This is a genomic window from Pedobacter aquatilis (genome assembly GCF_032678405.1).
Taxonomy (GTDB): Bacteria; Bacteroidota; Bacteroidia; order Sphingobacteriales; family Sphingobacteriaceae; genus Pedobacter; species Pedobacter aquatilis_A.
The window spans coordinates 379,200-401,501 of the sequence record NZ_JAVTSJ010000001.1; the positions used below are offsets into that span (position 1 = coordinate 379,200).

Consider the following 22,302-nt stretch of genomic DNA (forward strand, 5'->3'; position numbering starts at 1 on the left):
GTTAAACCTTTACGAAATTGTTTTTTTTTCTAAATTAGAACTCTTGAGTTATTTTGCATCCGTTTTAGCCGCTACCAAATATGAAATTAAAGTGTATAGTTATTGATGATGAAAGCCAGGCAATTAGCGGTTTAAAATCTTATATAGATACACTGAAAAACCTGCAACTTATAGCCGTTTACACCGATCCGCTGCAAGCTTTAACAGAAATTGGCTCAGGTCAGGATGTAGACATTATTTTCATGGATGTAGATATGCCGATGATTTCGGGTATAGAGTTATCTAAAGCGATTAAACACAAAACTTCAAAACTTATATTTACAACTTCACACAGCAAATATGCATATGAGGCTTTTGAAATAAATGCAAACGCTTATCTTCTAAAACCTTACACTTTTGCCCGTTTTGCAGAAACCATTAACAGGTTGTTTCCACACATACCTGCACAGCCCAATGTTACCGTAAAGCATGAGGAAGATTATTTCTTTATCAGGAACAAAAATGACAACAATAACCTTGTAAAGGTCCGGTACAATTCGATCGTAGCGGTAGAAAGCTTACAAAATTATGTTAGAATTTACACTGATGACGACACTATCGTTTCCTACATTGGCCTTTCAGAAATTAAGGAAATTTTAAAAGAACAGGCAAATTTTATACAGGTGCACCGTTCATTTATCGTTTCAAAAAGCCACATTGAAAAAGTTGAAAGCAATACGCTAAAAATGAAAAATCAACTACTGGTTAATCTGGGAAATAATTACCGTGATGAGGTTTTGGCCTTTATTAAAGAAAAGACCATTAAAACAGGTCGTTCTTAATCTCTAAATTTTTCGCTCAAAAAATGATATCCACAGCAGACACTGTAAGTAAGCGCCAACATGGTTTTTTAAGCTGGTTAATTTTAAACAGGTACCATCTCATTGGATGGGCTATATTTCTATTCTATGAAATTGTTATTGTTGGCTTGTATACAGGTAAATTTAGTTACCCGGGTGCTTATGTTTTTCACTATATCATCAATATTGCCATATTTTACATACATGCATTATGGGTATTAAAATATAGTTTGATTAATCCGAAACAAATTTTTTGGCGTATGCCGCTATACCTTGCATTGGAGGTTGGTGCCTATTTGCTAATCATATATATAGCCTACGCATACATCAATAAAAATTTTCATTTGATTAGACCCGAACAGCCTGAATTCAACAGAACGTTCTTCATAGCTGGTATATTCAGGGCTGTTTATTTCATGATTTTCGGAACAGGTTATTACTTTTTGATCACATTTTTAAAAGAAAGAAGAAAGACTGAAGAACTTGAACAACAAAGGCTTAATAATCTCATCCAGCTTGCAAAATCGGAACATGCATTTTTAAGGGCCCAGATACAACCACATTTACTTTTTAATACGCTCGATTTCATTTACCAAAATGCGAAAGAGCGTTCGCCCATAGCAGCAGAGACTATCGTAGCACTTTCCGGAATGATGCGTTATGCTGTTGACAGTAAGCATAGGGAAGAATTTATTGAACTGGGAGAAGAGATTGAACAGGTGGAAAACCTGATTAATCTGCACCAACTAAGAAATAACCATAACTTACAAATTCAGTTTTCTTATGACGATGAAGTAAAAAAGGAAAAAATTATTCCAATGGTGCTGGTTACTCTGGTAGAAAATATGTTTAAGCATGGAGAATTAGAGGATATGACAAGTCCATCACAAATAACTATATTAAAAGACTTAGAAAGCCTTATAATTCATACAAGAAATCCTATCAAAAATAAGGTTATAAACCACAAAAGACCAGGTACTGGTTTAGAAAATATTAAAAAGCGATTATCTTACAGTTATGGCGAAAAAGCCATCATAAAAAACTATTTTAATGATAATGAACACTTTAATACAAAAATAACTATAAAAAAGCTCGACTTTTTAAAAGATAATCCCTAGATTAGCTTTAATTTTATTCCTACTAAGGATAAAATGGCATAAATTCTTTGTAAGTTAAATTTGTATAAGTGTTTTGCTTATGAAGAAAAAATTTAAATTAAAATCTCAAACCTAGTAAAATAATATGCCGATTAATTGTATTGCGATAGATGACGATCCGAATTCTTTAGAGAACCTTAACTCCTATTTAATCAGCTTACCCGATTTACAGCTGGTTAAAAGTTTTACTGATCCTCTTAAAGCCCTAACCGATATTACGGTTGCTGATAAAGTTGATATTATTTTTATGGATATCGAAATGCCCACGTTATCGGGCATCGAGTTAGCTTCATTATTACGCCAGAAAACGAAACATTTAATATTTACAACTGCGCATCCACGCTATGCTTTAGATGCGTTCAGTGTAGCTGCAGATGCATATCTGTTGAAACCTTATACCATGTTTCATTTTGAAGAAGCAATTAATAACCTTTACCCTAACGAGAAGTCAGGTAATACTGATCCGGAAGGTAATTCCTTTTTAATTCCATCACAGGATGAATCAGCAGAAGCCGTTAAAGTAGAATATGATGATCTGATCGCTTTAGAACAGATCAATGAAATGATTTACATCAGAACAATTAAAGAAAACTATATGAGTTTTAAATTAAGCTTTGACAAAATGCTGAGCTTATTAAGAAACCATCCATCTTTTATACAGGTTAGTTCTACTGCAATTATTTCAAAACTTCATATTAAGAGCTTTCTTGGCGATCAAATTGTTTTAGCAGGCGGATTTTCTATCCCTCTGGCAACAAAATACAAGGATTCATTTCTTTCTTTTGTGAAACAAAATCTCTTAAAAAGTAAGTTAATAAACGATAACTAAACGGTTTTTAACATTATAAAAAGGGGCTTCAGAAATTTCTGAAGCCCCTTTTTTTTGTTTGAATATGAACTATTATTTAGCTTCAAGTTTTATCTCCCGGATTGACAATCTGTTTTTAACTGCCTCCTTAGTAGATTTAAATAAAATTATTACATCGTGAAACTTACCATCTGTTATCAATTCTATTGGAAAATCCACCTTAGTTAAATTACCTTTTCCGATAACTTTACCATCTTCCCTGTCTAACCTGATTTCTACTTCATAATCTACATCCGCCGATTGGCTTAAAGAAGTAATATTAAATTTGGCTACATCAGTTAAATCGATAGCTGATAACTTTAGCCAGCCTTTATTTTGCAGAAGGTTAAAACCTCCATTATCTCTACGGCTGAAACCCGAAAAGTCTTTAATATCTGTCGAATTTATGATGTTACTTTTCAGGTTGTAAACATTTGTAGTTGTTAATGGCTTAAGTCCTTTGGCACCTAAATCAGAATAACTCGCTTTTAATGTTAGTACAGGTTTGTTTTTATTTACTGTTTCCGGTGGCACAATTTTACCTGTTGTTGGTAAAGATGCGGTTGTATTTCCTTTAGCCGATAAGCTTAATACCCACTCAACGATCTGTTTAACTTCCGATTCTTTCATCTCCGAGTGTGCCGGCATTGGAACTTCGCCCCAAACACCGCTACTTCCTTTCATAACCTTCGATGCCAGGTAGTCAACAGCTTTAGGATCTTTTTGATATTTTGCTGAAACTTTGTCGAAGGCCGGGCCAATAGATGTTCCGGAAACTTTATGACAAGTACTACAATCAGATTTGGCCATTAAAGATTTACCGATTAGTGTTTGTGCTGCCTGTTGGTGCCCAAGCTGTGCTCCCGCTAAATCCGAACCTTCGGTATAAGCATTTGAAACATAAATCCTGTCTTTCCCAACTGTTGCACCCTTATCTGATACTAAGACCTGATAGTTAACCGGTTTACCAGGAAAATAAAAAGATTTGTTACCTGACAATACAATATCAACTTTTGGGTGCTCATTACCGGCAAAAACAGGTATAACAGTACTTTTTGTAGCAGCTTTCGCATTATCAACTACCTGAACACTGATCGGATATTCGCCTGCTTTCGTAAATACATGCTGTAGTTCCGGAACTGTTGTTGTTTTCTTCAGCCCATTTCCAAGGCTCCAAACATAAGTCAATTTGCCACCATCGGCATCCGTTGCTTTAACTTTTGCGATCATTTTATAAGGAAGCAAACCGCTTGGTTTATCTATGGTCAAGCTCGTTATTACCGGTGGGCGATTGCCTTTAAGGTAATCAACCCTTGCAATTCCAGCATCAGGATTTTTTGAGAACCAACCTTTTCCATACTCTAACACATAAATCTTCCCATCGGGTCCAAGTTCCATATCAATTGGAGCTGAAAAAGAAAGGTTAGACATAATTGGCTCCATACTTGCATAATCGCCATTGGCTTTCATGGTCACGGCTTTAATCCATCCTCTAACCCATTCGTAAATAATCAGCTTACCGTTATAATATGCCGGATAAGGGTCGGTTGGCGCATTGTTATACAAAACCGGACCTGCCATTGCCGTCCTGCCACCCGAACCTACTTGTGGAAATTCTTTTGATTCGCCATAAGGATACCAGATAAATGCTGGATTAGCCGGAGGAACATTTTCCAACCCAGTGTTATTGGGCGAATTATTTATCGGATGTGCAGGATCGAAAGCTGCCCCATTCTTACCATTTGTATAATCATAAGCTTTATACGGATAATTATTACCTATAAAATATGGCCATCCGAAATTACCTGCTTTCCTGGCCTGGTTTACTTCATCATAGCCTCGGGGACCACGCAATTCATCATCATTAGTAGCATCGGGCCCTACTTCACCCCAATATAAATAACCGGTTTTCTGGTCAACAGAAATACGATATGGATTCCGATTGCCCATTACAAAGATTTCAGGACGGGTTTTATCCGTTCCTTTTGGAAATAAATTCCCTTCAGGAATGGTGTAAGTACCATCTTCCATTACTTTAATACGCAATATTTTCCCCCTTAAATCATTTGTATTTCCGGCAGACCTTCTCGCATCATATTGTTGTAATCCAGGCCTGTTATCCAGCGGGGCAAATCCCTTATTTACAAATTCCTGTTTCGGCACGTCAAATGGTGTAGAGTTATCACCTGTTGAAATGTATAGCAAGCCATCGGGACCAAAAGCCAGCGAGCCGCCAGTATGGCAACAGATTTCCCGCTGTGAATAAAATTCTAGAATTACCTTTTCCGACGACATACTTAACATATCGTTTACCATTTTAAATCTAGACAACCTGTTTACCGATTTCCCCATCGGGCTGTAAAACAGATATACATATTGATTTGCAGCATATTTAGGATCGATTGTTAAGCCAAGCAAACCCTCTTCAGCATTCACATCTGATAAGCCGGTTTTAAAGTAAACATCCAATTTTGCCGCCTGGACAAGTTTTTTAGTGCTGTTCTTGTACAGCATTAATTCACCTCTTCTTTGTGCCACAAGAATATCAAGATTAGGCAGAACAGACATTTCTGTAGGTTCTGTAAATTGGCCCTGAATGAGGTTAACTTTTACAAACCTATCCTGGTCAGGTGTATCAATTCTTAGTTCTTTATTAGCAGTTTTAATGAGTTTTGTATTGCTTACAGAATTATTGATGAGTTTTGTCGATAAAAATACTGTGAAGGCTATTCCTGAAAGCAATATTACGGATGATGTTTTCATTTGTTCGGTTAGATATTTTTTATTGGCTAAATATAATCCAATGTTTTAAAACGAATAACCTTTAGCCGGATAATTCTAAGTAATATTATTGTTGGCAACAGGAAAATCATAATTTATTAATGCCGAATTCAATAAAATTTAAATTCAGGAGTTTATATTTGTATCCGTTTACTTAATCATCTCCAATGAAAAAATTTCTTTTGCTTATCAGCTTTATTTTTGCAGGTTATTTAGCTAAAAGCCAGACTTTAATATTAGCTAAAGATGCCGGCCAATACATTGGAAAAACTGTTACGGTATGTGATTCGGTTTACAGTTCAAAGGCACTCGATAAATTAAGTTTATTGAATCTAGGTGGCTCCTATCCTAAAGAATTATTAACGATCGTTGTAAATAAAGAAGATATTGCAAAGTTCTCAGCAGAACCTGCAACGATGTTTTTAAGCAATAATATTTGTGTTACAGGTACGGTAACCGAATTTAAGGGAAAGTTCCAGATCGTTGTTACCGAACCTAAACAAATTGTTGTTAAGTAGCTTAATTAAATACAGTATCTGCCAGCAGCACTCCTTTTTCGCCACTTGTTGTTTCAATGGTATGAATATGTTTGTACGAATGGGAGAACTTATCGTAGGCTTTTTTTACCGCATGAACCAACACATCTTTAACAGGAAACCTTCTGTTATTTTGCATACAATGTAATATCTTGTTATCTATTAAATGAAAATCGCAATCATAGCCTTTATCATGTAATTCAATTACTTTTTCGGTCATTGTGCCATTCATTTCTAACTTTCCATTGTTGATCATAACATTTAGTTTTAGGTTGATGATTTGTTAATTACAGGGAGCGTAATATTAAAACACAGATTACTAACTAATTATATATTATCTACAATACTATAGATTAAATGTTTTACAACATTTGTTCTTTTTGTTCAGTTCAAAAGACTTGATATTCCATGAATGAATTTAAGTCTTTAAAAGTTAAAAACAAAAAACCAGCTGTTTATAAACATTATACCCTTCCTTTTAAGGGGAAGGGTATAATGATGAGCGTAATAGATGAAGGGCCTTAATGAATAGATTATTATATTTTGGTTTTAGTTATCATGTTACTTTAGCAGCCGACAAAGAGGTAGCCTTGCCGACTGTTGAAGCTTCGATTTCCTATAATCTACCGCTAAGATTAATATTCGGTATTACAAATACTAAAAGCTTATACATAAAGGTTCAAATCCTTGATGGAAAGTACAGTTTCCGTGATAAAGCCGATCAACATTTCAGCAATTTATTTGTTAAAGAACAGAAAAAATCAAAATAAGAATGGCCAGAGCCAACAAATCTATTTATAGCGCCTTAGCGGCTAATTTGCTTATTGCAGTTACGAAATTTACAGCCGGGGCATTCACAAACAGTTCATCCATGATTGCTGAAGGTATTCATTCGACAGTAGATACCAGTAATCAGCTCTTATTGCTTTATGGCTTAAAGAGAAGTGTTAAAGCTCCTGATCGATATCGCCCATTTGGGTATGGCAAAGAGCTGTATTTCTGGTCTTTTATTGTTTCAATTATGATTTTCGGGCTTGGTGGTGTGGTTTCCATTTCTCAGGGGATTGAACATATCCGCCATCCTGAAATATTAAAAAACCCAGGCTGGAATTACCTGGTATTAGCATTATCTTTCATTTTCGAAGCTACTTCTCTTTTTATTGCAATAAAAGAATTTGATAAAACCAGAAATGGGATTGCGTGGTGGAAAGCCATTATTAGAAGTAAAGATCCTTCGGGCTTTCTTGTTTTATTTGAAGACGGAGCAGCTGTACTTGGCCTTCTTATTGTTTTTATTTTAATGCTTCTCAGTCACCATTTTCAATTACCGTTTTTAGATGGACTTGCATCAGTGCTAGTCGGTTTGTTGCTGGTATTTGTATCGTTTATTTTAGCCAGGGAAAGCAGAAGCTTATTAATGGGTGAAGGTTTTGCACCTGAAACACAACAAAAAATAGAAAAATTTGTAAAAAAGGATCAGGATGTTGTAAGCCTCATTAGTCAGCTTTCTACTTACCAATCGCCAAAAGAGGTACTATTAATGCTTGTTATTGCATTTCAGGATGAGTTAAACACCAAAGACATTACTACCGCAATTGAGCGGTTAAGTACCAATATCAAGCAGGAATTCCCCCTGGTCAAATTTGTGATTATACAACCTCAGCAACTTAAGTAATTGTAATATTTCTATGCCAATTTAATTCAGGTCAGTTTTTAACTCTACCTTGGATAATCCTTTAACCAATCATTCTAAATCGTTTAACCATGAGTCCAAAATCTTGTAAAACCCTGTTTAACATTTTAAGCGTAATGCTATTGTTTTTAGTTTCATCATACAAGGGTGAAGCACAAACAAAATTAAATGTTGCCGTTGCCGGATTAAACCACGACCATATTTTCCTAATCATGAACAGTTACCAAAAAGGGGAAGTAAACATCGTTGGTATTGCGGAAAATAACCCGGACTTGATTGAAAGGTTTAAAAAGCGGTATAAACTAAATGATAGCTTATTTTTCCCTGATGTTAAATCGTTATTGGCTAAACATAAACCAGATGCAGTATTAGCTTATAACGCAATCAGCGACCACCTTGCTGTAGTTGAAGCTGCTGCCCCACTTGGCATTTCGGTAATGGTTGAAAAGCCACTGGCCACTACGGTTAAAGATGCAGAGAAAATGGCCCAGCTTGCGAGGCAGTATAAAATCAATCTTTTAACCAATTATGAAACAACGTGGTATCCAAGTAACCAGGAGGCTTTTTTAACGGTTAAAGAACAAAAGTCAATTGGAGAAATCAGAAAAATGATTGTTCATGACGGACACCAGGGGCCAAAAGAAATTGGTGTAAGTAAAGAGTTTTTAAGCTGGTTAACCGATCCTAAGAAAAACGGTGCCGGTGCCCTGGTGGATTTTGGTTGCTACGGTGCCAACCTGATGACCTGGCTGATGAATGGGCAAGCACCAATTTCTGTTTCGGCAGTTACCCACCAGATCAAACCTGATATCTATCCAAAAGTTGATGATGATGCCACTATTTTATTGGAATATCCAGATGCTACAGGTATTATCGAAGCCTCCTGGAACTGGCCTTTCAGTATAAAAGATATGGAGATTTTTGGCAAAACCGGCTATATACAAGCGGTTAATGACAATAATTTAAGGCTGAAAGAAAATGATAGATCAGACTATAAAATATTCAAGGCTAAGGCACTGGCCCCTGCCTATGCGAGTAGCCTGGGTTATCTTTCGGCGGTTTTAAAAGGCGAAATCAAGCCACTTAATGATTTATCATCTCTAGAAAATAACCTCATTGTAGTTAAAATTCTCGAAGCGGCAAAAACAGCAGCTAAAACCGGCAAAAAAGTGATGATTAAATAGATATTCGTTAAAAAAAAGAACTGCGATAATAATTTTTATAGCTTTGGATTTTCAGCCAGAGTAACAGCCATCATGACGAAAAACCCGAAACTTTTAATTTCTTTATTAATTATATTTTTAATAGGATTTATCTCTTTAAGTGTATTAATTGCTTACCACCCTATTTTAAAATCTGATATCGCTATTTCTCTGATGGTACAAAAATATCAGGCTAAATGGCTCGACTACGTTATGCTGGCAATAAGTTTATTTGGCGAATTACCCTGGTCGTTACTATCGGTTTTGGTAGTTGCAGCCATTTTTTACTACAATAAATTTAAGCGTGAAAGTTATTTCATTGCACTGGTACTATTTTCAGGATTAATCATTCTGGGAATAAAGAACATTATAAACAGGCCACGGCCTACTAGTTTTTATGTCCGTCTGGTTGAGGTAAACCGGTTTCAGAGTTATCCAAGCGGCCATGTTTTATCTTATGTACTCTTCTTTGGGTTTCTCATTATCTTAATGAAAAAGTTAAAAGGTATAAATAAGGGCTGGCGAAATATAATTACCGTAATTTCTTATTTCCTGATCATTATGATTGCTCCGTCAAGAATTTACCTTGGAGCGCATTGGTTTACTGATACTTTAGGTGGGTTTTTGTTAGGTTTAATCTGTTTATTTCCCCTTTCCTATTTCTATCTTAAGAAAGCCGGGGAGGTAAATTAACTTGCCATTAAACAGGATAAGTATAAACCTGCTCTTGAGCTGGGGCTTTTCGTCCGTTTGCATAGGAATAAATGGCTTTCTGAAGCGCATAGCAAATACATTTTCTATAAATTTATAGACTAGAAGAATACTAAGCAATACCGTTTTAAGGGTATTTACAATCAGGTTCCGGTTTTGGTTCTTATCCTCGATAAGGTTTCCATTCTCATACCTAAAAATGAGGCAATATATTTTAGCGGAATACGGTCTATTAAACCAGGGTAAGATTTTAGAAAACGGAGGTATCTCTTTTCAGCAGATTGTAACCTGCATAAAAAACCACGTTCATAAGCCTGTGCATAATGTAAGGTTGTCATTTTCCTGCCTACATAATTTGCAATAGGGAAATTGTCATATAATTCTTTAGACATCTCATGAGGAATGGCAATGGCTTCTATCGGCTCTAGCGCTTGTATATATTCATCTGTATCCTCCTCTTCCCATAAATTTCTTATGGTTCCTACCAGTTCATTTTCTTTGGCTATCCAGGTTGTTACTTCTTTGCTGCCATGCTTCATATATCCTCTGGCTGCGCCCTTAAGTATCAGGAAAATATACTTGTTTCGATGTAGTGGCGACGAAATAAATTTTCCCTTATTAAAAATTACAGGGAATGTACTGCTATTAATAATGTCCTCAATTTCCTGATTGAGTGGGTGGAAATATTTGAATACAGAAATCAGTGGTGAAGCTCCCCCGTAAGCTACCCATTTATCTTCAGTATAATTTTTTTGAGGATTCATAACTTAATAATGAAATGTTAATCTGCTATGCAAATAATCATAAAATTTCTATCAAGCGCTAAAAAATCATGTAAATTATTTAACGTATAAACAGAAAATTGGTTTTATCCGGCTAATCATTATTGCATACACAAAGGTACACTGCATTTAATACTAACTAAGTAACTTAATACCTTTTATTAGCGTATTAATACGCTAATTATACCACAAGCTTTGCAAGCGGGGAACATGTTAATACGATACAGCGCACCCTTACACCCACTTATAGACCAATAATAGCAATGGTTCAGTTATTTAGCTGGAATTTAATGGTACATGGTTTGTTGAACCATAGTACACCTAACCTATAAAATCATGACAACATTTGAATTTAACAAATTAGTAAATGTGCATTCCGTTTCATTAAAATCGCATGCCTTAAAATTTACTAATGACATAGAAGATGCAAACGACTTAGTCCAGGATACTTTAGTGAAAGCGATCAGGTTCTATGAGAATTTCCAGGAAGGTACAAATATCAAAGGATGGTTATTTGTAATTATGAGAAATACATTTATAAATAATTACCGGAAAATATCTAAAACGAGGGCCTTAATTACACAGAATGATGAAATATCTTCTGCTAACCTGATGCATAGCGCAACGAGTAATCAGGCTGAGGGTAAATTTATAGTTGGTGATATTGGAAAAGCACTGGCCAGTTTACCGGAAGCTTATCACACCCCTTTTGTACGGTACTTTGAAGGTTATAAATACCACGAAATTGCTGATATGCTGCAGATACCTTTAGGCACAGTAAAAACAAGAATATTTGTAGCGCGGGAAATGCTTAAAAAATATTTAAAAACTTATGCTAAAGCACAGCATGGCGAATAATTATTTTCTGATTTCTATTGTTGTACCTGCCATAACATGATTAAACAACGAATCCATTTCATAGTTCTTTAAAGCTATACACCCATTAGTCCAATCTTTTGATTTTACTCTTTCGGGGCTTGTGCCATGTATCAGCACTCCACTACCTGGCTTAAGCCCCTTTTTTAATGCGTTCGCTTTATCAGCAGAATCAGGGTAAGAAATCCAAATGCTTTTGTAGAATTTATCATTTCTTTCAAACTTCATATCAAGATGATAAATGCCTTCTGGTGTTTTTCTGTCTCCCTCGTACTCTTTATCACCAATGGGATTTCCACCTAGATTTATATCAAATTCTAAAACATTAATGCCTTTCCGTTTCACAAACATTTTTCTTTTGCTTTTAAATACAAGGATATAGTCGGCCATTGAAAGTGTATTAGCAATCTTTTTAATTCTTTCTGCAGGACTAGCTGAGGTATCCGGATTTCGTATATTTATCCATCGCTCTGATCTACCACTCGATTGATCATCTCTGCTAAGAGAATCTAATCCGCCTTTAGTAAGGCGTTGTAACCGCCATTTACCCCTATCAGCATAGATTAATGCTTCGTTATTAAATAAAGGTTTAATGTATTGATTAAATTTAAGCGGGGTTTCATTTGCATCAAATACAATGATAGAGGTATCGAGATAAGCTGGTATGGATTTAAATAAGCTATCATTCCATAAAATACCAGTATGTTCTTTTACAGCAGCAACTTTAGTATCGCGTTTCCAGAACACAATTAGCAATATTATAGCAAGCAGCGGAATCAGGCTTAAATATCTCATAATGATTTACTAAATATAAATTATAAATTCCTGAAAACAATAAGCCTACGAAAAACACGAGAGTTTTGTAAGTTTGCCATTATCATAAAAATATGAATTTTAAGCCAAAAGCCCTTCTTTTCGACCTCAATGGAACCATGATTGATGATATGGAATATCACAATAAAGCATGGTTTACTATTTTAAACGATGATTTAAATGCGAACATCAGTTATGCTGATGTTAAAAAACAGATGTATGGCAAAAATGATGAGCTTTTGCAGCGTGTTTTTGGTGCAGGTTATTTCACACAGCAACAAATGGATGAGATTTCCATCAAAAAGGAAAAAATTTATCAGCAGGATTATTTACCTGATTTACGCCTTATCGCCGGCTTACCAGCAGTACTCGATAAAGCCAAAGCTTCGGGTATATTAATGGCCATTGGTTCGGCAGCAATTCCTTTTAATATTGATTTCGTTTTAGATGGCTTAAATATCCGTTCATATTTTAATGCAATTGTGAGTGCAAATGATGTGGAAACGAGTAAACCAAATCCAGAGACTTTTTTAAAAGGGGCAGAAATTCTTGGCATTGCTCCAGCCGATTGCCTGGTTTTAGAGGATGCCCCTAAAGGTGTTGAAGCTGCTCTTAATGCCGGGATGCCATGTATTGTTTTAAGCACTGCGCATGATGCGGCGTATTTTAAAGATTATAGTAATGTATTAAAAGTTGTTTCAGATTTTAATGATCCTATCTTTTCTGAGCTGATAAAATAAAATTCTTTTGTAAAGGCTTGATGACATTATTTTAATTTAACCTAAGGCAGCTACCTTTGCCCGACATTTAAAACAACATGAAAATTCGTCATTCACTTTCACTGCTTGCTGTTGCGGTTAGCTTAATTTTAATTTCCTGGGGTTATACAGGGCACAGAACTATAGGTAAAATAACCGAAAATTATCTGGGCCCGGCGGCAAAAGCCGGCATACAAGAACTTTTAGGTAATGAAAGCATAGCTGACGCCTGTACCTGGGCAGATGATGCTAGGAAATACCCGGAGTTAAAGGAAACGGCAAACTGGCATTTCTTAAATTTACCATTAGGCCTAAACTTTGAAGAGTTTAAAAATATGGTCGATACCATGAAACAAGCTAACGTTTACAGTGCCTTAATAAAAGCTAAGGAAACATTAAAACAACCTGAAGCTACGAAAAAGCAAAAAACTGAGGCATTAAAATTTGTACTTCACTTTGTAGGTGATATCCATCAACCTATGCACATATCAAGGGCTGAAGATAAGGGTGGAAATACCATCCAGTTGAACTTCGATGGAAAAGGCACCAATCTACACAGCTTAATCGACACTAAATTATTGGAACGTGGCGGAGCGAAATACGATAGTATAGCAGTTGCATTTAATCATATTCCTAAGCGTAAGATCAGAAAATGGCAAAAAGACCCGATAATTAAATGGGCATGGGAAAGTTATCAAATCAGTTCGGAGCTTTACAAAGAAGTAGATGAAATGAAATCAAGGAATATAGGTGATGAATATTATAAAAAACACATTGGTATTGTAAGGAAGCGAATTCAGCAAGCTTCTGTTCGTTTAGCTGGATTACTTAATGAAGCTTTTGAAAACAACACTGCTGTTTCTAATGCTAAATAATCAAGACTTAAATCAAGCATGAGTTATTAACAGTTTTCAACAGGTGTTTATAATTATTTTAGGTAAAAAACCATTCTATGCATAACTTGTTATAGTAAAAAGAACAACCTGAAATAAGTCCTGTGAGCGGGGTATCCGCGAAGGGCAGGCACACCATAACCACAAAACATTTAAGCACAAAACAAAGGCCTCCAATAAATATCGGAGGCCTTTGCTGTTTGTTTAAACCTTACTTCGCTATGAATATCGTTCCATCGTTTTTAATTTTATAAAAATATTGTTTCTGCCCTTTGGCACACACCACCTGTATCTTTACAACTTCACCCGATTTTCCATTTCTATAGCTGATCCTGTCGCCTTCACGTATACTATCCAATACGTAAACTGGCGTGTATTGATTAACTTCTTTCATGATAATTTTAGATGATATCATTATCAAAACTGGCTAATGATTAAAGCAGATGGTTAGAAAAAAATTGCAGGTTACAATGATAACCTGCAATCCTCTAAATTAATCATTGCTTCCAATCCTGATAAGCTTTGTATGATTAACGCCAAAGTAGAAAAATTGTTGAAGTTTTTGCCGGGTTGAATAAAGTGAATAAATTATCGTAGCAAGCAATGAACAGTTTTTTTTAAAAAATGAATAAAACAATAGCTAAGTTACTCCATTTAGAAGATGATCGATTTGATATTAAGGCTTTAGCCGATCATCCGATATCCTTAAAACTGAACAAGATTAAGCCCGATATAATTTATTAAATGAAGCACCATTCAAAGGTACCGGCAATAACATCTTATTTGTATATCCAGAGCAATAGTAAGACGTACCAGTATTTATGGCAGGTAAAAACCAGTTAAAAACTGAGAACTGATTAACATTATAAACCAGAAAGATAAGCAGGAGCTTCGATAGCAGAGAATTATTTAGGCACCTCGATGTAAAAAGTACTTCCAACATGTTCAGTACTATTAAACCAGATTTTACCCCCGTGAAGGCTTACAATTGCTTTAATAATCGCCATTCCCAAGCCCCACGAGTCTTCGCCGTGAAGCCCCTCACGCATAGCGATGCTAAACCTTTCGAACAGATAAGGTTGCAAATGAGCAGGAATTCCTATACCGTTATCGCTAACACACAGTAAAACATTATCACCCCTATCTTGTATTTCTACCTTAATTGTTCCATTTACCTCGGTAAACTTTATAGAATTAGATATCAGGTTATTAATTACCTGCATAAACTTCATGTTATCTATCCTGGCATAAAGTTTTTCATGGCTGCTTACAAATTCAAAGTTCCTGAAAAGATTTGATTCTGCCTGCTGGTAAAAGCCTATTACATCTTTAATTTCATGTACCAGGTCTGCCCGCTCTTTTCGAATTTCTACTTCAGACGATCTTAAAAATTCGTGGTTAACCAGATTCCTAATCAGCAGGATATTACGTTCACACATATCTTTAATAAAGGTTAAAGATTTGAGAATTCGCTCTTGCCCGTGTAATAGTTTATTGGCCAGTAAATCAGAAACAGCAAGACTAATCATGGCTAAAGGCTCTTTTAAATCGTGCGAAACAATTTCAAGTGCTGTATTTTTACGGGCATTTATTTTTTCAATGTGAAAATTGTTATGTTTCGCAACACTTACGTCCTCTGCAATTCCGGCCAGTTCCGTTAATTTGCCATCAATATAGATGGGATATGCACTTACCCGTATATATTTTTCCAGCCCCTCATTACAAATAATTCTGAACTCATATTTCCTTGAAACATTATCTTCCAGCGTTTCTTCGTAACAATCGATCACATGAGCCCTGTCCTCAGGATGAATAAAATCAGAAAGTCTTAAAGGATTTGATACGACTTCGTTAACAGGAATTTCAAAAATGGCTTCAAAAGCAGGACTTATATAAGAAAAAACTTGTTCATCGATATTAAAAATAAAGTATATATCTCTTGAAGCATTACCGATGTGCTTAAAGAGTTCGGGATTTAGTATAGACATAATTATTTACAGCATTAAAAAGACAAAAAATTAAGCATATCATTTAATGTTTATAAAAAAACAGGTATTTGCCTATCGAATTACGTACTTATACCATTCTGATACTACCTACCTGTCGTTATTTACTTCAAGCCAATGACCATCCGGGTCTTTAAAATAAATTTGTTTAATCCCATCAACCCTAAGGGTAAATTCGCCCTTCACTCCTACCCAGCTTTCAAACTCGATATTTTTGGCCTTAAGTTTTTTTATAAAATCATCTATAGAAACCACACTAAAGCATAAATGTTCATTCTTATCATGAATTTCGTTCTTTTTAGCACCTTGAATTATATGCAGGTGCCCTGCGCTACCTAAACTAAACCAGGTATGTCTGCCATCATGAAAAGGTTCAGGAATCTGCGGTAAGCTGAATATGTTTTCATAAAAATCAGTTGCTGTTTTCAAATCAGCAACGTAAACAGCTATATGGTTTAATACTGCAGCCGGTTGTTTTTTGTCTGTTTGTGCCATAGATTTCTGTAAGGGGCTTAAAGCAATCAATGTTAATAAGCTGAACGCAAAAAATTTCATAGAATTTAAGTTTTAACAAAACAATATGATGAAAATTATTGAATATATCCTTTTGTATTTTCTAAAGATATATTCTTGTAACAATATCAGAAATTAATAATTTAATTAAAAATAAGTTATAATTTTAGGGCTTTAACCATAACCTAAATCGTTTTTATGAGTACCACATCCTGGATTAAACCAAGTGCTATCCTTACCTTAATCGTTTCTTGTTTATCGCTAAATACGCAGGCCCAAAATTTAAAGGCTGCTACAGTAGAAAATACCGATAATAGCCTAACCAACAGCTATTATATAAGTAATAAAGCACCACTGTTAAAAAACCACTTCATTAAATTACCTATCGGCAGTATTAAACCAGCCGGCTGGTTAAGAAATGTTCTACTTCTTCAAAAAGATGGTTTAACAGGAAACCTTGGGGAAATTAGTATCTGGCTATCAAAAGAAGATAATGCATGGCTTCATAAAGATGGTAAAGGAAAAAACGGATGGGAAGAACTACCCTACTGGTTAAAAGGATACGCAAACATAGGCTACATGTTAAATGATAGCAAAATGATTACTGAAGCGAAATTCTGGCTGGAGGCTGTGCTAAAAAACCAACGTGAAAATGGCGATTTTGGACCTTTGGTAGAAAAAGGTGCGGGTAAGAGAGATTTATGGACCAATATGCCAATGCTCTGGTGCTTACAATCTTACTACGAATATTCGAAAGATAAACGGGTAATTGACCTGATGACCAAATATTTTAAGTGGCAATTGAGTATTCCTGATGATAAGTTACTTGAAGATTATTGGGAAAAAAGCCGCGGCGGAGACAATATTGTTAGTATTTACTGGCTATACAACAGAACGGGCGACAAATTTTTGCTTGATTTAGCTACAAAAATTGATAAAAATACGGCGAACTGGCGCCAGCAGGATAATCTTCCAAACTGGCACAACGTAAATATTGCACAATGTTTCCGTGAACCAGCAACTTATTACCTTCAAAGTCATGATAAAGCTGATTTGGCGGCGAGTTACAATAATCAGCAACTTATCAGAAATATCTACGGACAAGTTCCGGGCGGAATGTTTGGTGGTGATGAAAACTCAAGAAAAGGATATGACGACCCTCGTCAGGCAGTAGAAACCTGTGGATTGGTAGAACAAATGACATCTGACCAGATGATGCTTGGTATTACCGGCGATACCTACTGGGCCGAAAACTGCGAAGACGTTGCTTTTAATACTTTCTCTGCAGCTTTTACACCTGACTATAAAGCTTTAAGATACCTGACCGCTCCTAATATGGTTATCAGCGATTCAAAAAACCACCATCCGGGCATAGATAATTCCGGTCCTTTTTTAATGATGAACCCTTTTAGCAGTCGCTGTTGCCAGCATAACCACTCAGCAGGCTGGGTTTATTATGCAGAAAATACGTGGATGGCCACACCGGATAACGGTATTGCTGCTCAGCTTTATGCCGAAGGCAGTGTAAAAGTAAAAGTTGGTAACGGAACTGAAGTTACATTAAATCAAACGACTAAATATCCGTTCGAAGACCAGGTAAATATTACCCTAACAACACCAAAATCAGTAAACTTTCCACTTTATCTACGCATACCAGCATGGTGCAAGGGCGCAGTAGTTAAGGTTAACGGTAAGGCTATAACTGTTGATACAAAAGCCGGAAGTTATGTTAAATTAAGCAATACCTGGAAAAACGGAGACCAGATTTCGTTACAGTTGCCAATGGATTTAAAACTTCGTGAATGGGAGAAAAATAAAAACAGCGTAAGCCTGAATTATGGTCCGCTTACTTACTCTTTAAAAATTGATGAAGATTATATCTTAAAAGACAGTAAAGAAACCGCAATTGGCGATTCTAAATGGCAAAAAGGTGCAGACCCTAAAAAATGGCCTTCATTCGAGATCCACCCTAAAAGTGCCTGGAATTATGGGTTGATTCTGAATAAAGCTGATTTAAAAAATTCATTTACAATCGTAAAAAAAGAATGGCCTAAAAACAACAATCCATTTACAAACGGAACCTCACCTATAGAAATAAAAGCAAAGGGAAAAATTATTCCGGAATGGAAAATAGACCAATATGGTCTGGTTGATATTTTACCAAAAAGCCCGTTAACGAATAATGAAGCTGAAACTTCATTAACGTTAGTACCCATGGGTGGAGCAAGGTTAAGAATTTCAGCATTCCCGGTAGTGAATTAATAAAGAGAAATCTATTGAAAAATAAAATGGCGCATCTTTAACATAAAAAGATGCGCCATTTTTCTTTAATAATAAATAAACTATTCTGCCAATAAAGCTGTTTTTGTTTCTGCCAGTTTTGCCTGCTCAACATCATCCAAAACCGGAAATTTAATATTCAGGCTTTTAAGCTTGTCTTCAATAATTTCACTTATCGCCAAACGGGCAAACCATTTCTTATCGGCCGGAATAACATGCCATGGTGCATCCTTAGTTGCAGTTTCATTAATTGCATCTTCATAAGCTTTCATATAATCATCCCATAAAGCTCTTTCCTTAATATCCCCCGAAGAGAATTTCCAGTTTTTAGTTGGATCTTCAATCCTATCCAAGAATCGCTGTTTTTGTTCATCTTTACCCACATTCAGGAAAAATTTTAGCATTACTGTGCCATTGGCAATTAAATGCTCCTCAAAATTCCGGATACTTTGATAACGTTGTTTCCAGAAATCTTTGTTTATTTTCTTTACATCTGCATAACCAGGGATATTTTCGCTTAAAACATATTCAAGATGAACTTTACATACCAACACGTTTTCATAATGAGAACGGTTATGAATTCCAATTCTGCCCCTTTCAGGTAAAGCCTTATAATGTCTCCATAAAAAATCGTGCTCATATTCTTCTGCTGTTGGCACTTTGAAACTAAAAACCTGACATCCTTGCGGATTTAAACCACTCATCACATGCTCGATAGCACTATCCTTTCCTGCGGCGTCCATTGCCTGAAAAATTATCAGCAGCGAATGGGTGCCAGAAGCATAAAGTTTTTCCTGTAACTGACTAACCTCTATTTTTGATTTCACTAAAGCATCTTTCGCTTTTTCCTTATTAAACCCGCCAGTGTAATCGGTTTTGGTATTCTTTATTGAAAATTTTTTATCTCCCTGTACAATCAGGCTTTTAAATTCGTTCTTCATATCTGTGCATTAAAGTATATACTCAGCAATCAATTATTTAAATATAGACTAAAAAATAAGTAAATTAAATACGTTAATTTGCATTTGGAGTTTTTTATATTTAACGCCACAGCTTTTTACAATACCACATCTTAACCAATATGTTTAAAGAGATAAAAAACAAGTACTTACGTTATTCGGCAATTAGTGTTTTTTTTATAATTATATTTTTCTCTGCGCTTCAGCTTAACTTTTTATGGCTGTTTGGTTATTCACCGAGTTATCATGACATCAAAATCCCGACACTTCGCGTAGGTTCAGAGCTCTATACAGCTGATGGAAAGTTGATCGGTAGGTACTTTAAAGAAAACAGAACACCTGTTAATTATAATGAAATTGCACCAAGCGTGTTGAATGCACTGGTTGCCACTGAAGACGTTCGCTTTTATAAGCACTGGGGCATTGATATTCAAGCTGTTGGAAGAGCAGTTGTAGGTTTTGGAAAAGACGGTGGTGCCAGTACAATAACGCAGCAGCTGGCTAAAAACTTATATCGCACCCGATACAATAAATCGCAAGGCCTACTATCTAAAATTCCTTTAATCCGTACCGTAATTTTCAAACTGAAAGAATGGATGACGGCTGTTAAACTGGAATCCAACTACTCAAAGAACAACATTATTACCATGTATTTGAATACCGTTTCATTTGGTAACAATACTTATGGAATTAAAACTGCGAGCCGCATCTATTTTGATAAAGAAGCAAAAGATTTATCTACTACTGAATCGGCGCTGTTGGTGGGAATGTTAAAGGGAACTACTTTTTATAACCCGACAAAAAATCCGGAAAGAGCCCTGGTAAGGCGAAACACTGTACTAAGTCAAATGAATAAGTACAAATACCTAAGTAAAGATAGCCTTGCCGAATTATCAAAGGAACCCATCAAACTTAAAGAAGGTAAAATGGAAGATGGCAGTGATGGTGATTCTTATTTACGCGCTGCCGTGGCAAAATACCTTGAAAAATGGTGTAAAGATAATGGTTATGATTTGTATGAAGATGGATTGAAAATTTACACTACCATCGATTCAAAACTTCAAAAATATGCGGAAGAAGCTGTTCAGGAGCAGATGAAAACCTTACAACGCCGATTTTATAGCGTTTGGGGCAACGAAGATCCCTGGTATGATTCTGAAAAACAAAAGGTAGATTATCCGGACAGGGCAATGAAAAACCTGCCGATATATAGTTTACTTCAAAAGAAATTCCCGAACAATCCTGATTCTGTAAAGGCCTATTTCAATAAAAAGAAAAAGATGCAGATCTTTACTTATAAAGGCGACCGCGACACCTTATTTTCTACAATGGATTCCATCCGTTATTACGGAAAAATCATGAATACCGGTATGATGACCATGGAGCCAGCGAGTGGAAAAATTAAAGTCTGGGTTGGCGGTATAGACCACAAATTCTTCAAATACGACCACGTTAACCAAGCTAAAAGACAAGCAGGCTCTACGTTTAAGCCATTTGCTTATCTCACCGCTCTTGAACAAGGAATGAACCCTTGCGATAAATTCACAGATAAACCGGTAAAAATTGCTTATCAAGATAAAGGAGAAACAAAATACTGGGAGCCAAAAAATGCAGACTACAGTGTCACTTACCGCGAAATGAGCTTACGCTGGGCGATGGCAAAATCGGTAAACACCATTACGGCTCAGGTTACGGAAAAAGTTGGTTGGGATAACGTAGTTAAATGGGCTCACGAATGTGGTATAGACAGTCACCTGGAATCTGTTCCATCAGTAAGTTTAGGTTCGAACGATGTTACCGTTTATGAAATGGTTAAAGCATACAGTACCTTTTTAAATAAAGGGGTTAAAACAGATCCTATTCTGGTAGAAAAAATTACTGACCAGGATGATAACATGATTGATGATTTCAAACCTAAAACAAAAAGGGTTTTATCAGAAGAAATTGCCTGGTTAATGTTATATATGTTCAGGGGTGGTATGGAAGAACCAGGTGGTACATCGCAGGCATTATGGGAATGGGATTTATGGAAGAAAAATAATCAGATTGGTGGTAAAACAGGTACTTCATCTGATTATGTTGATGCCTGGTACATGGGAATTACAAAAGACCTGGTTACAGGTGTATGGGTTGGTTGCGATGAGCGTACGGCACATTTTAAAAATGGCGAACAAGGTGAAGGTTCAAGAACAGCACTCCCTATTTTTGCTAAATTTATGGAAAAAGTTTACCATGACCCTAACTCAGGTTATACTTACGGCCCCTTCCCTAAAGCAACAGTTGATATAACAAGAACAATTAATTGTCCAAGTCCGAGGATTGTTGAGGATACGACTTCGACAGATAGTGTTATTGTCGATTCTACTGCTGTAGCAGAACCAGAAACACCTGAAACTGCAACTCCGGTACCGGCAACAGAAACTGAAGTTAAAAAAGAAGAGAAAAAACAAGAAACAGCTCCAATTCAACCGGCAGTTGTTGTTCCGCTAACCCGCAAAGAAGAACGGGAATTAAAAAGGAAACAAAGGCAGGAAGAAAGAGAGAAAAAAAAGAACGGTAATAATTAGGATCTAACCTTATAAAAAGTGTTAAAATAAAAATAGTGGTAATAAAACAATCACTATTTTTATTTTTTAAAGTCTTGCCCCTCTGTTTT

General features: G+C 35.8%; 21 protein-coding genes. 13 read left to right on the forward strand and 8 right to left on the reverse strand.

Annotated features, from left to right (window positions below; translation table 11 throughout):
- Positions 1-80: 80 nt before the first annotated feature.
- From R2R71_RS01730 to R2R71_RS01740, 3 genes are all read left to right on the forward strand, one after another.
- Positions 81-821 carry a LytTR family DNA-binding domain-containing protein gene (locus R2R71_RS01730; RefSeq protein ID WP_316829510.1) on the forward strand — a complete coding sequence of 247 codons (741 nt, stop codon included), beginning with the start codon at positions 81-83 and terminating at the stop codon, positions 819-821.
- Between the two features lie 23 nt (positions 822-844).
- Positions 845-1,957, forward strand: a complete 1,113-nt coding sequence (locus tag R2R71_RS01735) for a sensor histidine kinase (RefSeq protein ID WP_316829511.1) — start codon at positions 845-847, stop codon at positions 1,955-1,957.
- A 124-nt stretch (positions 1,958-2,081) separates the two neighbouring features.
- Complete coding sequence (locus R2R71_RS01740; RefSeq protein WP_316829512.1) at positions 2,082-2,825, forward strand: LytTR family DNA-binding domain-containing protein; 744 nt, start codon at positions 2,082-2,084, stop codon at positions 2,823-2,825.
- A gap of 72 nt (positions 2,826-2,897) precedes the next feature.
- Here the strand turns inward: R2R71_RS01740 and R2R71_RS01745 are convergent, their stop codons facing one another.
- Entirely contained in the window at positions 2,898-5,606 is a 2,709-nt protein-coding gene (locus R2R71_RS01745) for a PQQ-dependent sugar dehydrogenase (protein WP_316829513.1), read from the reverse strand.
- A 185-nt stretch (positions 5,607-5,791) separates the two neighbouring features.
- On the opposite strand from R2R71_RS01745, the gene R2R71_RS01750 reads away from it, so the two are divergent.
- Positions 5,792-6,142: a hypothetical protein gene (locus R2R71_RS01750; protein ID WP_316829514.1), complete on the forward strand. Its 351-nt coding sequence runs from the start codon at positions 5,792-5,794 to the stop codon at positions 6,140-6,142.
- Between the two features lies 1 nt (position 6,143).
- Here R2R71_RS01750 and R2R71_RS01755 read toward each other — a convergent pair whose 3' ends face one another.
- Positions 6,144-6,416, reverse strand: coding sequence for a hypothetical protein (locus R2R71_RS01755; RefSeq protein ID WP_316829515.1), 273 nt, complete (start codon positions 6,414-6,416; stop codon positions 6,144-6,146).
- Positions 6,417-6,684: 268 nt separating this feature from the next.
- On the opposite strand from R2R71_RS01755, the gene R2R71_RS01760 reads away from it, so the two are divergent.
- From R2R71_RS01760 to R2R71_RS01775, 4 genes are all read left to right on the forward strand, one after another.
- The gene (locus tag R2R71_RS01760; RefSeq protein WP_316829516.1) at positions 6,685-6,930 is read left to right on the forward strand and encodes a hypothetical protein; all 246 of its coding nucleotides are present in this window, start codon (positions 6,685-6,687) and stop codon (positions 6,928-6,930) included.
- A 2-nt stretch (positions 6,931-6,932) separates the two neighbouring features.
- Entirely contained in the window at positions 6,933-7,835 is a 903-nt protein-coding gene (locus R2R71_RS01765) for a cation diffusion facilitator family transporter (protein WP_316829517.1), read from the forward strand.
- 89 nt (positions 7,836-7,924) lie between these two features.
- Positions 7,925-9,037 carry a Gfo/Idh/MocA family oxidoreductase gene (locus tag R2R71_RS01770; protein ID WP_316829518.1) on the forward strand — a complete coding sequence of 371 codons (1,113 nt, stop codon included), beginning with the start codon at positions 7,925-7,927 and terminating at the stop codon, positions 9,035-9,037.
- Positions 9,038-9,109: 72 nt separating this feature from the next.
- A complete protein-coding gene (locus R2R71_RS01775; RefSeq protein WP_316829519.1) occupies positions 9,110-9,748 on the forward strand; it encodes a phosphatase PAP2 family protein in 639 nt (212 codons plus the stop codon).
- Positions 9,749-9,909: 161 nt separating this feature from the next.
- Here the strand turns inward: R2R71_RS01775 and R2R71_RS01780 are convergent, their stop codons facing one another.
- Positions 9,910-10,530, reverse strand: coding sequence for a Crp/Fnr family transcriptional regulator (locus R2R71_RS01780; RefSeq protein ID WP_316829520.1), 621 nt, complete (start codon positions 10,528-10,530; stop codon positions 9,910-9,912).
- A gap of 354 nt (positions 10,531-10,884) precedes the next feature.
- Here R2R71_RS01780 and R2R71_RS01785 point away from each other — a divergent pair, with 354 nt between their 5' ends.
- The gene (locus tag R2R71_RS01785; protein WP_316829521.1) at positions 10,885-11,406 is read left to right on the forward strand and encodes a sigma-70 family RNA polymerase sigma factor; all 522 of its coding nucleotides are present in this window, start codon (positions 10,885-10,887) and stop codon (positions 11,404-11,406) included.
- Here R2R71_RS01785 and R2R71_RS01790 read toward each other — a convergent pair whose 3' ends face one another.
- Complete coding sequence (locus R2R71_RS01790; RefSeq protein ID WP_316829522.1) at positions 11,407-12,219, reverse strand: murein L,D-transpeptidase family protein; 813 nt, start codon at positions 12,217-12,219, stop codon at positions 11,407-11,409.
- 92 nt (positions 12,220-12,311) lie between these two features.
- Here R2R71_RS01790 and R2R71_RS01795 point away from each other — a divergent pair, with 92 nt between their 5' ends.
- Positions 12,312-12,977 (forward strand): HAD family phosphatase, encoded by a 666-nt coding sequence (locus R2R71_RS01795; RefSeq protein WP_316829523.1) that lies wholly within the window; start codon positions 12,312-12,314, stop codon positions 12,975-12,977.
- A 77-nt stretch (positions 12,978-13,054) separates the two neighbouring features.
- Positions 13,055-13,870 (forward strand): S1/P1 nuclease, encoded by an 816-nt coding sequence (locus R2R71_RS01800; protein ID WP_316829524.1) that lies wholly within the window; start codon positions 13,055-13,057, stop codon positions 13,868-13,870.
- 229 nt (positions 13,871-14,099) lie between these two features.
- On the opposite strand, the gene R2R71_RS01805 is transcribed toward R2R71_RS01800, so the two are convergent.
- The 3 genes from R2R71_RS01805 to R2R71_RS01815 form a co-directional block, all read right to left on the reverse strand.
- Entirely contained in the window at positions 14,100-14,282 is a 183-nt protein-coding gene (locus tag R2R71_RS01805; protein ID WP_316829525.1) for a hypothetical protein, read from the reverse strand.
- A gap of 511 nt (positions 14,283-14,793) precedes the next feature.
- The gene (locus R2R71_RS01810; RefSeq protein ID WP_316829526.1) at positions 14,794-15,876 is read right to left on the reverse strand and encodes a PAS domain-containing sensor histidine kinase; all 1,083 of its coding nucleotides are present in this window, start codon (positions 15,874-15,876) and stop codon (positions 14,794-14,796) included.
- A 108-nt stretch (positions 15,877-15,984) separates the two neighbouring features.
- On the reverse strand, positions 15,985-16,449 hold the full coding sequence (locus R2R71_RS01815) for a VOC family protein (protein WP_316829527.1): 465 nt from the start codon (positions 16,447-16,449) through the stop codon (positions 15,985-15,987).
- A gap of 156 nt (positions 16,450-16,605) precedes the next feature.
- Between R2R71_RS01815 and R2R71_RS01820 the strand changes: the two genes are divergently transcribed.
- Positions 16,606-18,669, forward strand: a complete 2,064-nt coding sequence (locus R2R71_RS01820) for a beta-L-arabinofuranosidase domain-containing protein (RefSeq protein ID WP_316829528.1) — start codon at positions 16,606-16,608, stop codon at positions 18,667-18,669.
- An 80-nt stretch (positions 18,670-18,749) separates the two neighbouring features.
- Here R2R71_RS01820 and R2R71_RS01825 read toward each other — a convergent pair whose 3' ends face one another.
- A complete protein-coding gene (locus R2R71_RS01825) occupies positions 18,750-19,628 on the reverse strand; it encodes a polyphosphate kinase 2 family protein (RefSeq protein WP_316829529.1) in 879 nt (292 codons plus the stop codon).
- 140 nt (positions 19,629-19,768) lie between these two features.
- Between R2R71_RS01825 and R2R71_RS01830 the strand changes: the two genes are divergently transcribed.
- Complete coding sequence (locus tag R2R71_RS01830; protein ID WP_316829530.1) at positions 19,769-22,213, forward strand: transglycosylase domain-containing protein; 2,445 nt, start codon at positions 19,769-19,771, stop codon at positions 22,211-22,213.
- The last annotated feature ends 89 nt before the right edge of the window (positions 22,214-22,302 follow it).

Excerpts from the sequence above, each read along its gene's own strand:
- R2R71_RS01730 (WP_316829510.1), top strand. The coding sequence starts at position 81 with ATGAAATTAAAGTGTATAGTTATTGATGATGAAAGCCAGGCAATTAGC.
- R2R71_RS01735 (WP_316829511.1), top strand. The coding sequence starts at position 845 with ATGATATCCACAGCAGACACTGTAAGTAAGCGCCAACATGGTTTTTTA.
- R2R71_RS01740 (WP_316829512.1), top strand. The coding sequence starts at position 2,082 with ATGCCGATTAATTGTATTGCGATAGATGACGATCCGAATTCTTTAGAG.
- R2R71_RS01745 (WP_316829513.1), bottom strand. The coding sequence starts at position 5,606 with ATGAAAACATCATCCGTAATATTGCTTTCAGGAATAGCCTTCACAGTA.
- R2R71_RS01750 (WP_316829514.1), top strand. The coding sequence starts at position 5,792 with ATGAAAAAATTTCTTTTGCTTATCAGCTTTATTTTTGCAGGTTATTTA.
- R2R71_RS01755 (WP_316829515.1), bottom strand. The coding sequence starts at position 6,416 with ATGATCAACAATGGAAAGTTAGAAATGAATGGCACAATGACCGAAAAA.
- R2R71_RS01760 (WP_316829516.1), top strand. The coding sequence starts at position 6,685 with ATGAATAGATTATTATATTTTGGTTTTAGTTATCATGTTACTTTAGCA.
- R2R71_RS01765 (WP_316829517.1), top strand. The coding sequence starts at position 6,933 with ATGGCCAGAGCCAACAAATCTATTTATAGCGCCTTAGCGGCTAATTTG.
- R2R71_RS01770 (WP_316829518.1), top strand. The coding sequence starts at position 7,925 with ATGAGTCCAAAATCTTGTAAAACCCTGTTTAACATTTTAAGCGTAATG.
- R2R71_RS01775 (WP_316829519.1), top strand. The coding sequence starts at position 9,110 with ATGACGAAAAACCCGAAACTTTTAATTTCTTTATTAATTATATTTTTA.
- R2R71_RS01780 (WP_316829520.1), bottom strand. The coding sequence starts at position 10,530 with ATGAATCCTCAAAAAAATTATACTGAAGATAAATGGGTAGCTTACGGG.
- R2R71_RS01785 (WP_316829521.1), top strand. The coding sequence starts at position 10,885 with ATGACAACATTTGAATTTAACAAATTAGTAAATGTGCATTCCGTTTCA.
- R2R71_RS01790 (WP_316829522.1), bottom strand. The coding sequence starts at position 12,219 with ATGAGATATTTAAGCCTGATTCCGCTGCTTGCTATAATATTGCTAATT.
- R2R71_RS01795 (WP_316829523.1), top strand. The coding sequence starts at position 12,312 with ATGAATTTTAAGCCAAAAGCCCTTCTTTTCGACCTCAATGGAACCATG.
- R2R71_RS01800 (WP_316829524.1), top strand. The coding sequence starts at position 13,055 with ATGAAAATTCGTCATTCACTTTCACTGCTTGCTGTTGCGGTTAGCTTA.
- R2R71_RS01805 (WP_316829525.1), bottom strand. The coding sequence starts at position 14,282 with ATGAAAGAAGTTAATCAATACACGCCAGTTTACGTATTGGATAGTATA.
- R2R71_RS01810 (WP_316829526.1), bottom strand. The coding sequence starts at position 15,876 with ATGTCTATACTAAATCCCGAACTCTTTAAGCACATCGGTAATGCTTCA.
- R2R71_RS01815 (WP_316829527.1), bottom strand. The coding sequence starts at position 16,449 with ATGAAATTTTTTGCGTTCAGCTTATTAACATTGATTGCTTTAAGCCCC.
- R2R71_RS01820 (WP_316829528.1), top strand. The coding sequence starts at position 16,606 with ATGAGTACCACATCCTGGATTAAACCAAGTGCTATCCTTACCTTAATC.
- R2R71_RS01825 (WP_316829529.1), bottom strand. The coding sequence starts at position 19,628 with ATGAAGAACGAATTTAAAAGCCTGATTGTACAGGGAGATAAAAAATTT.
- R2R71_RS01830 (WP_316829530.1), top strand. The coding sequence starts at position 19,769 with ATGTTTAAAGAGATAAAAAACAAGTACTTACGTTATTCGGCAATTAGT.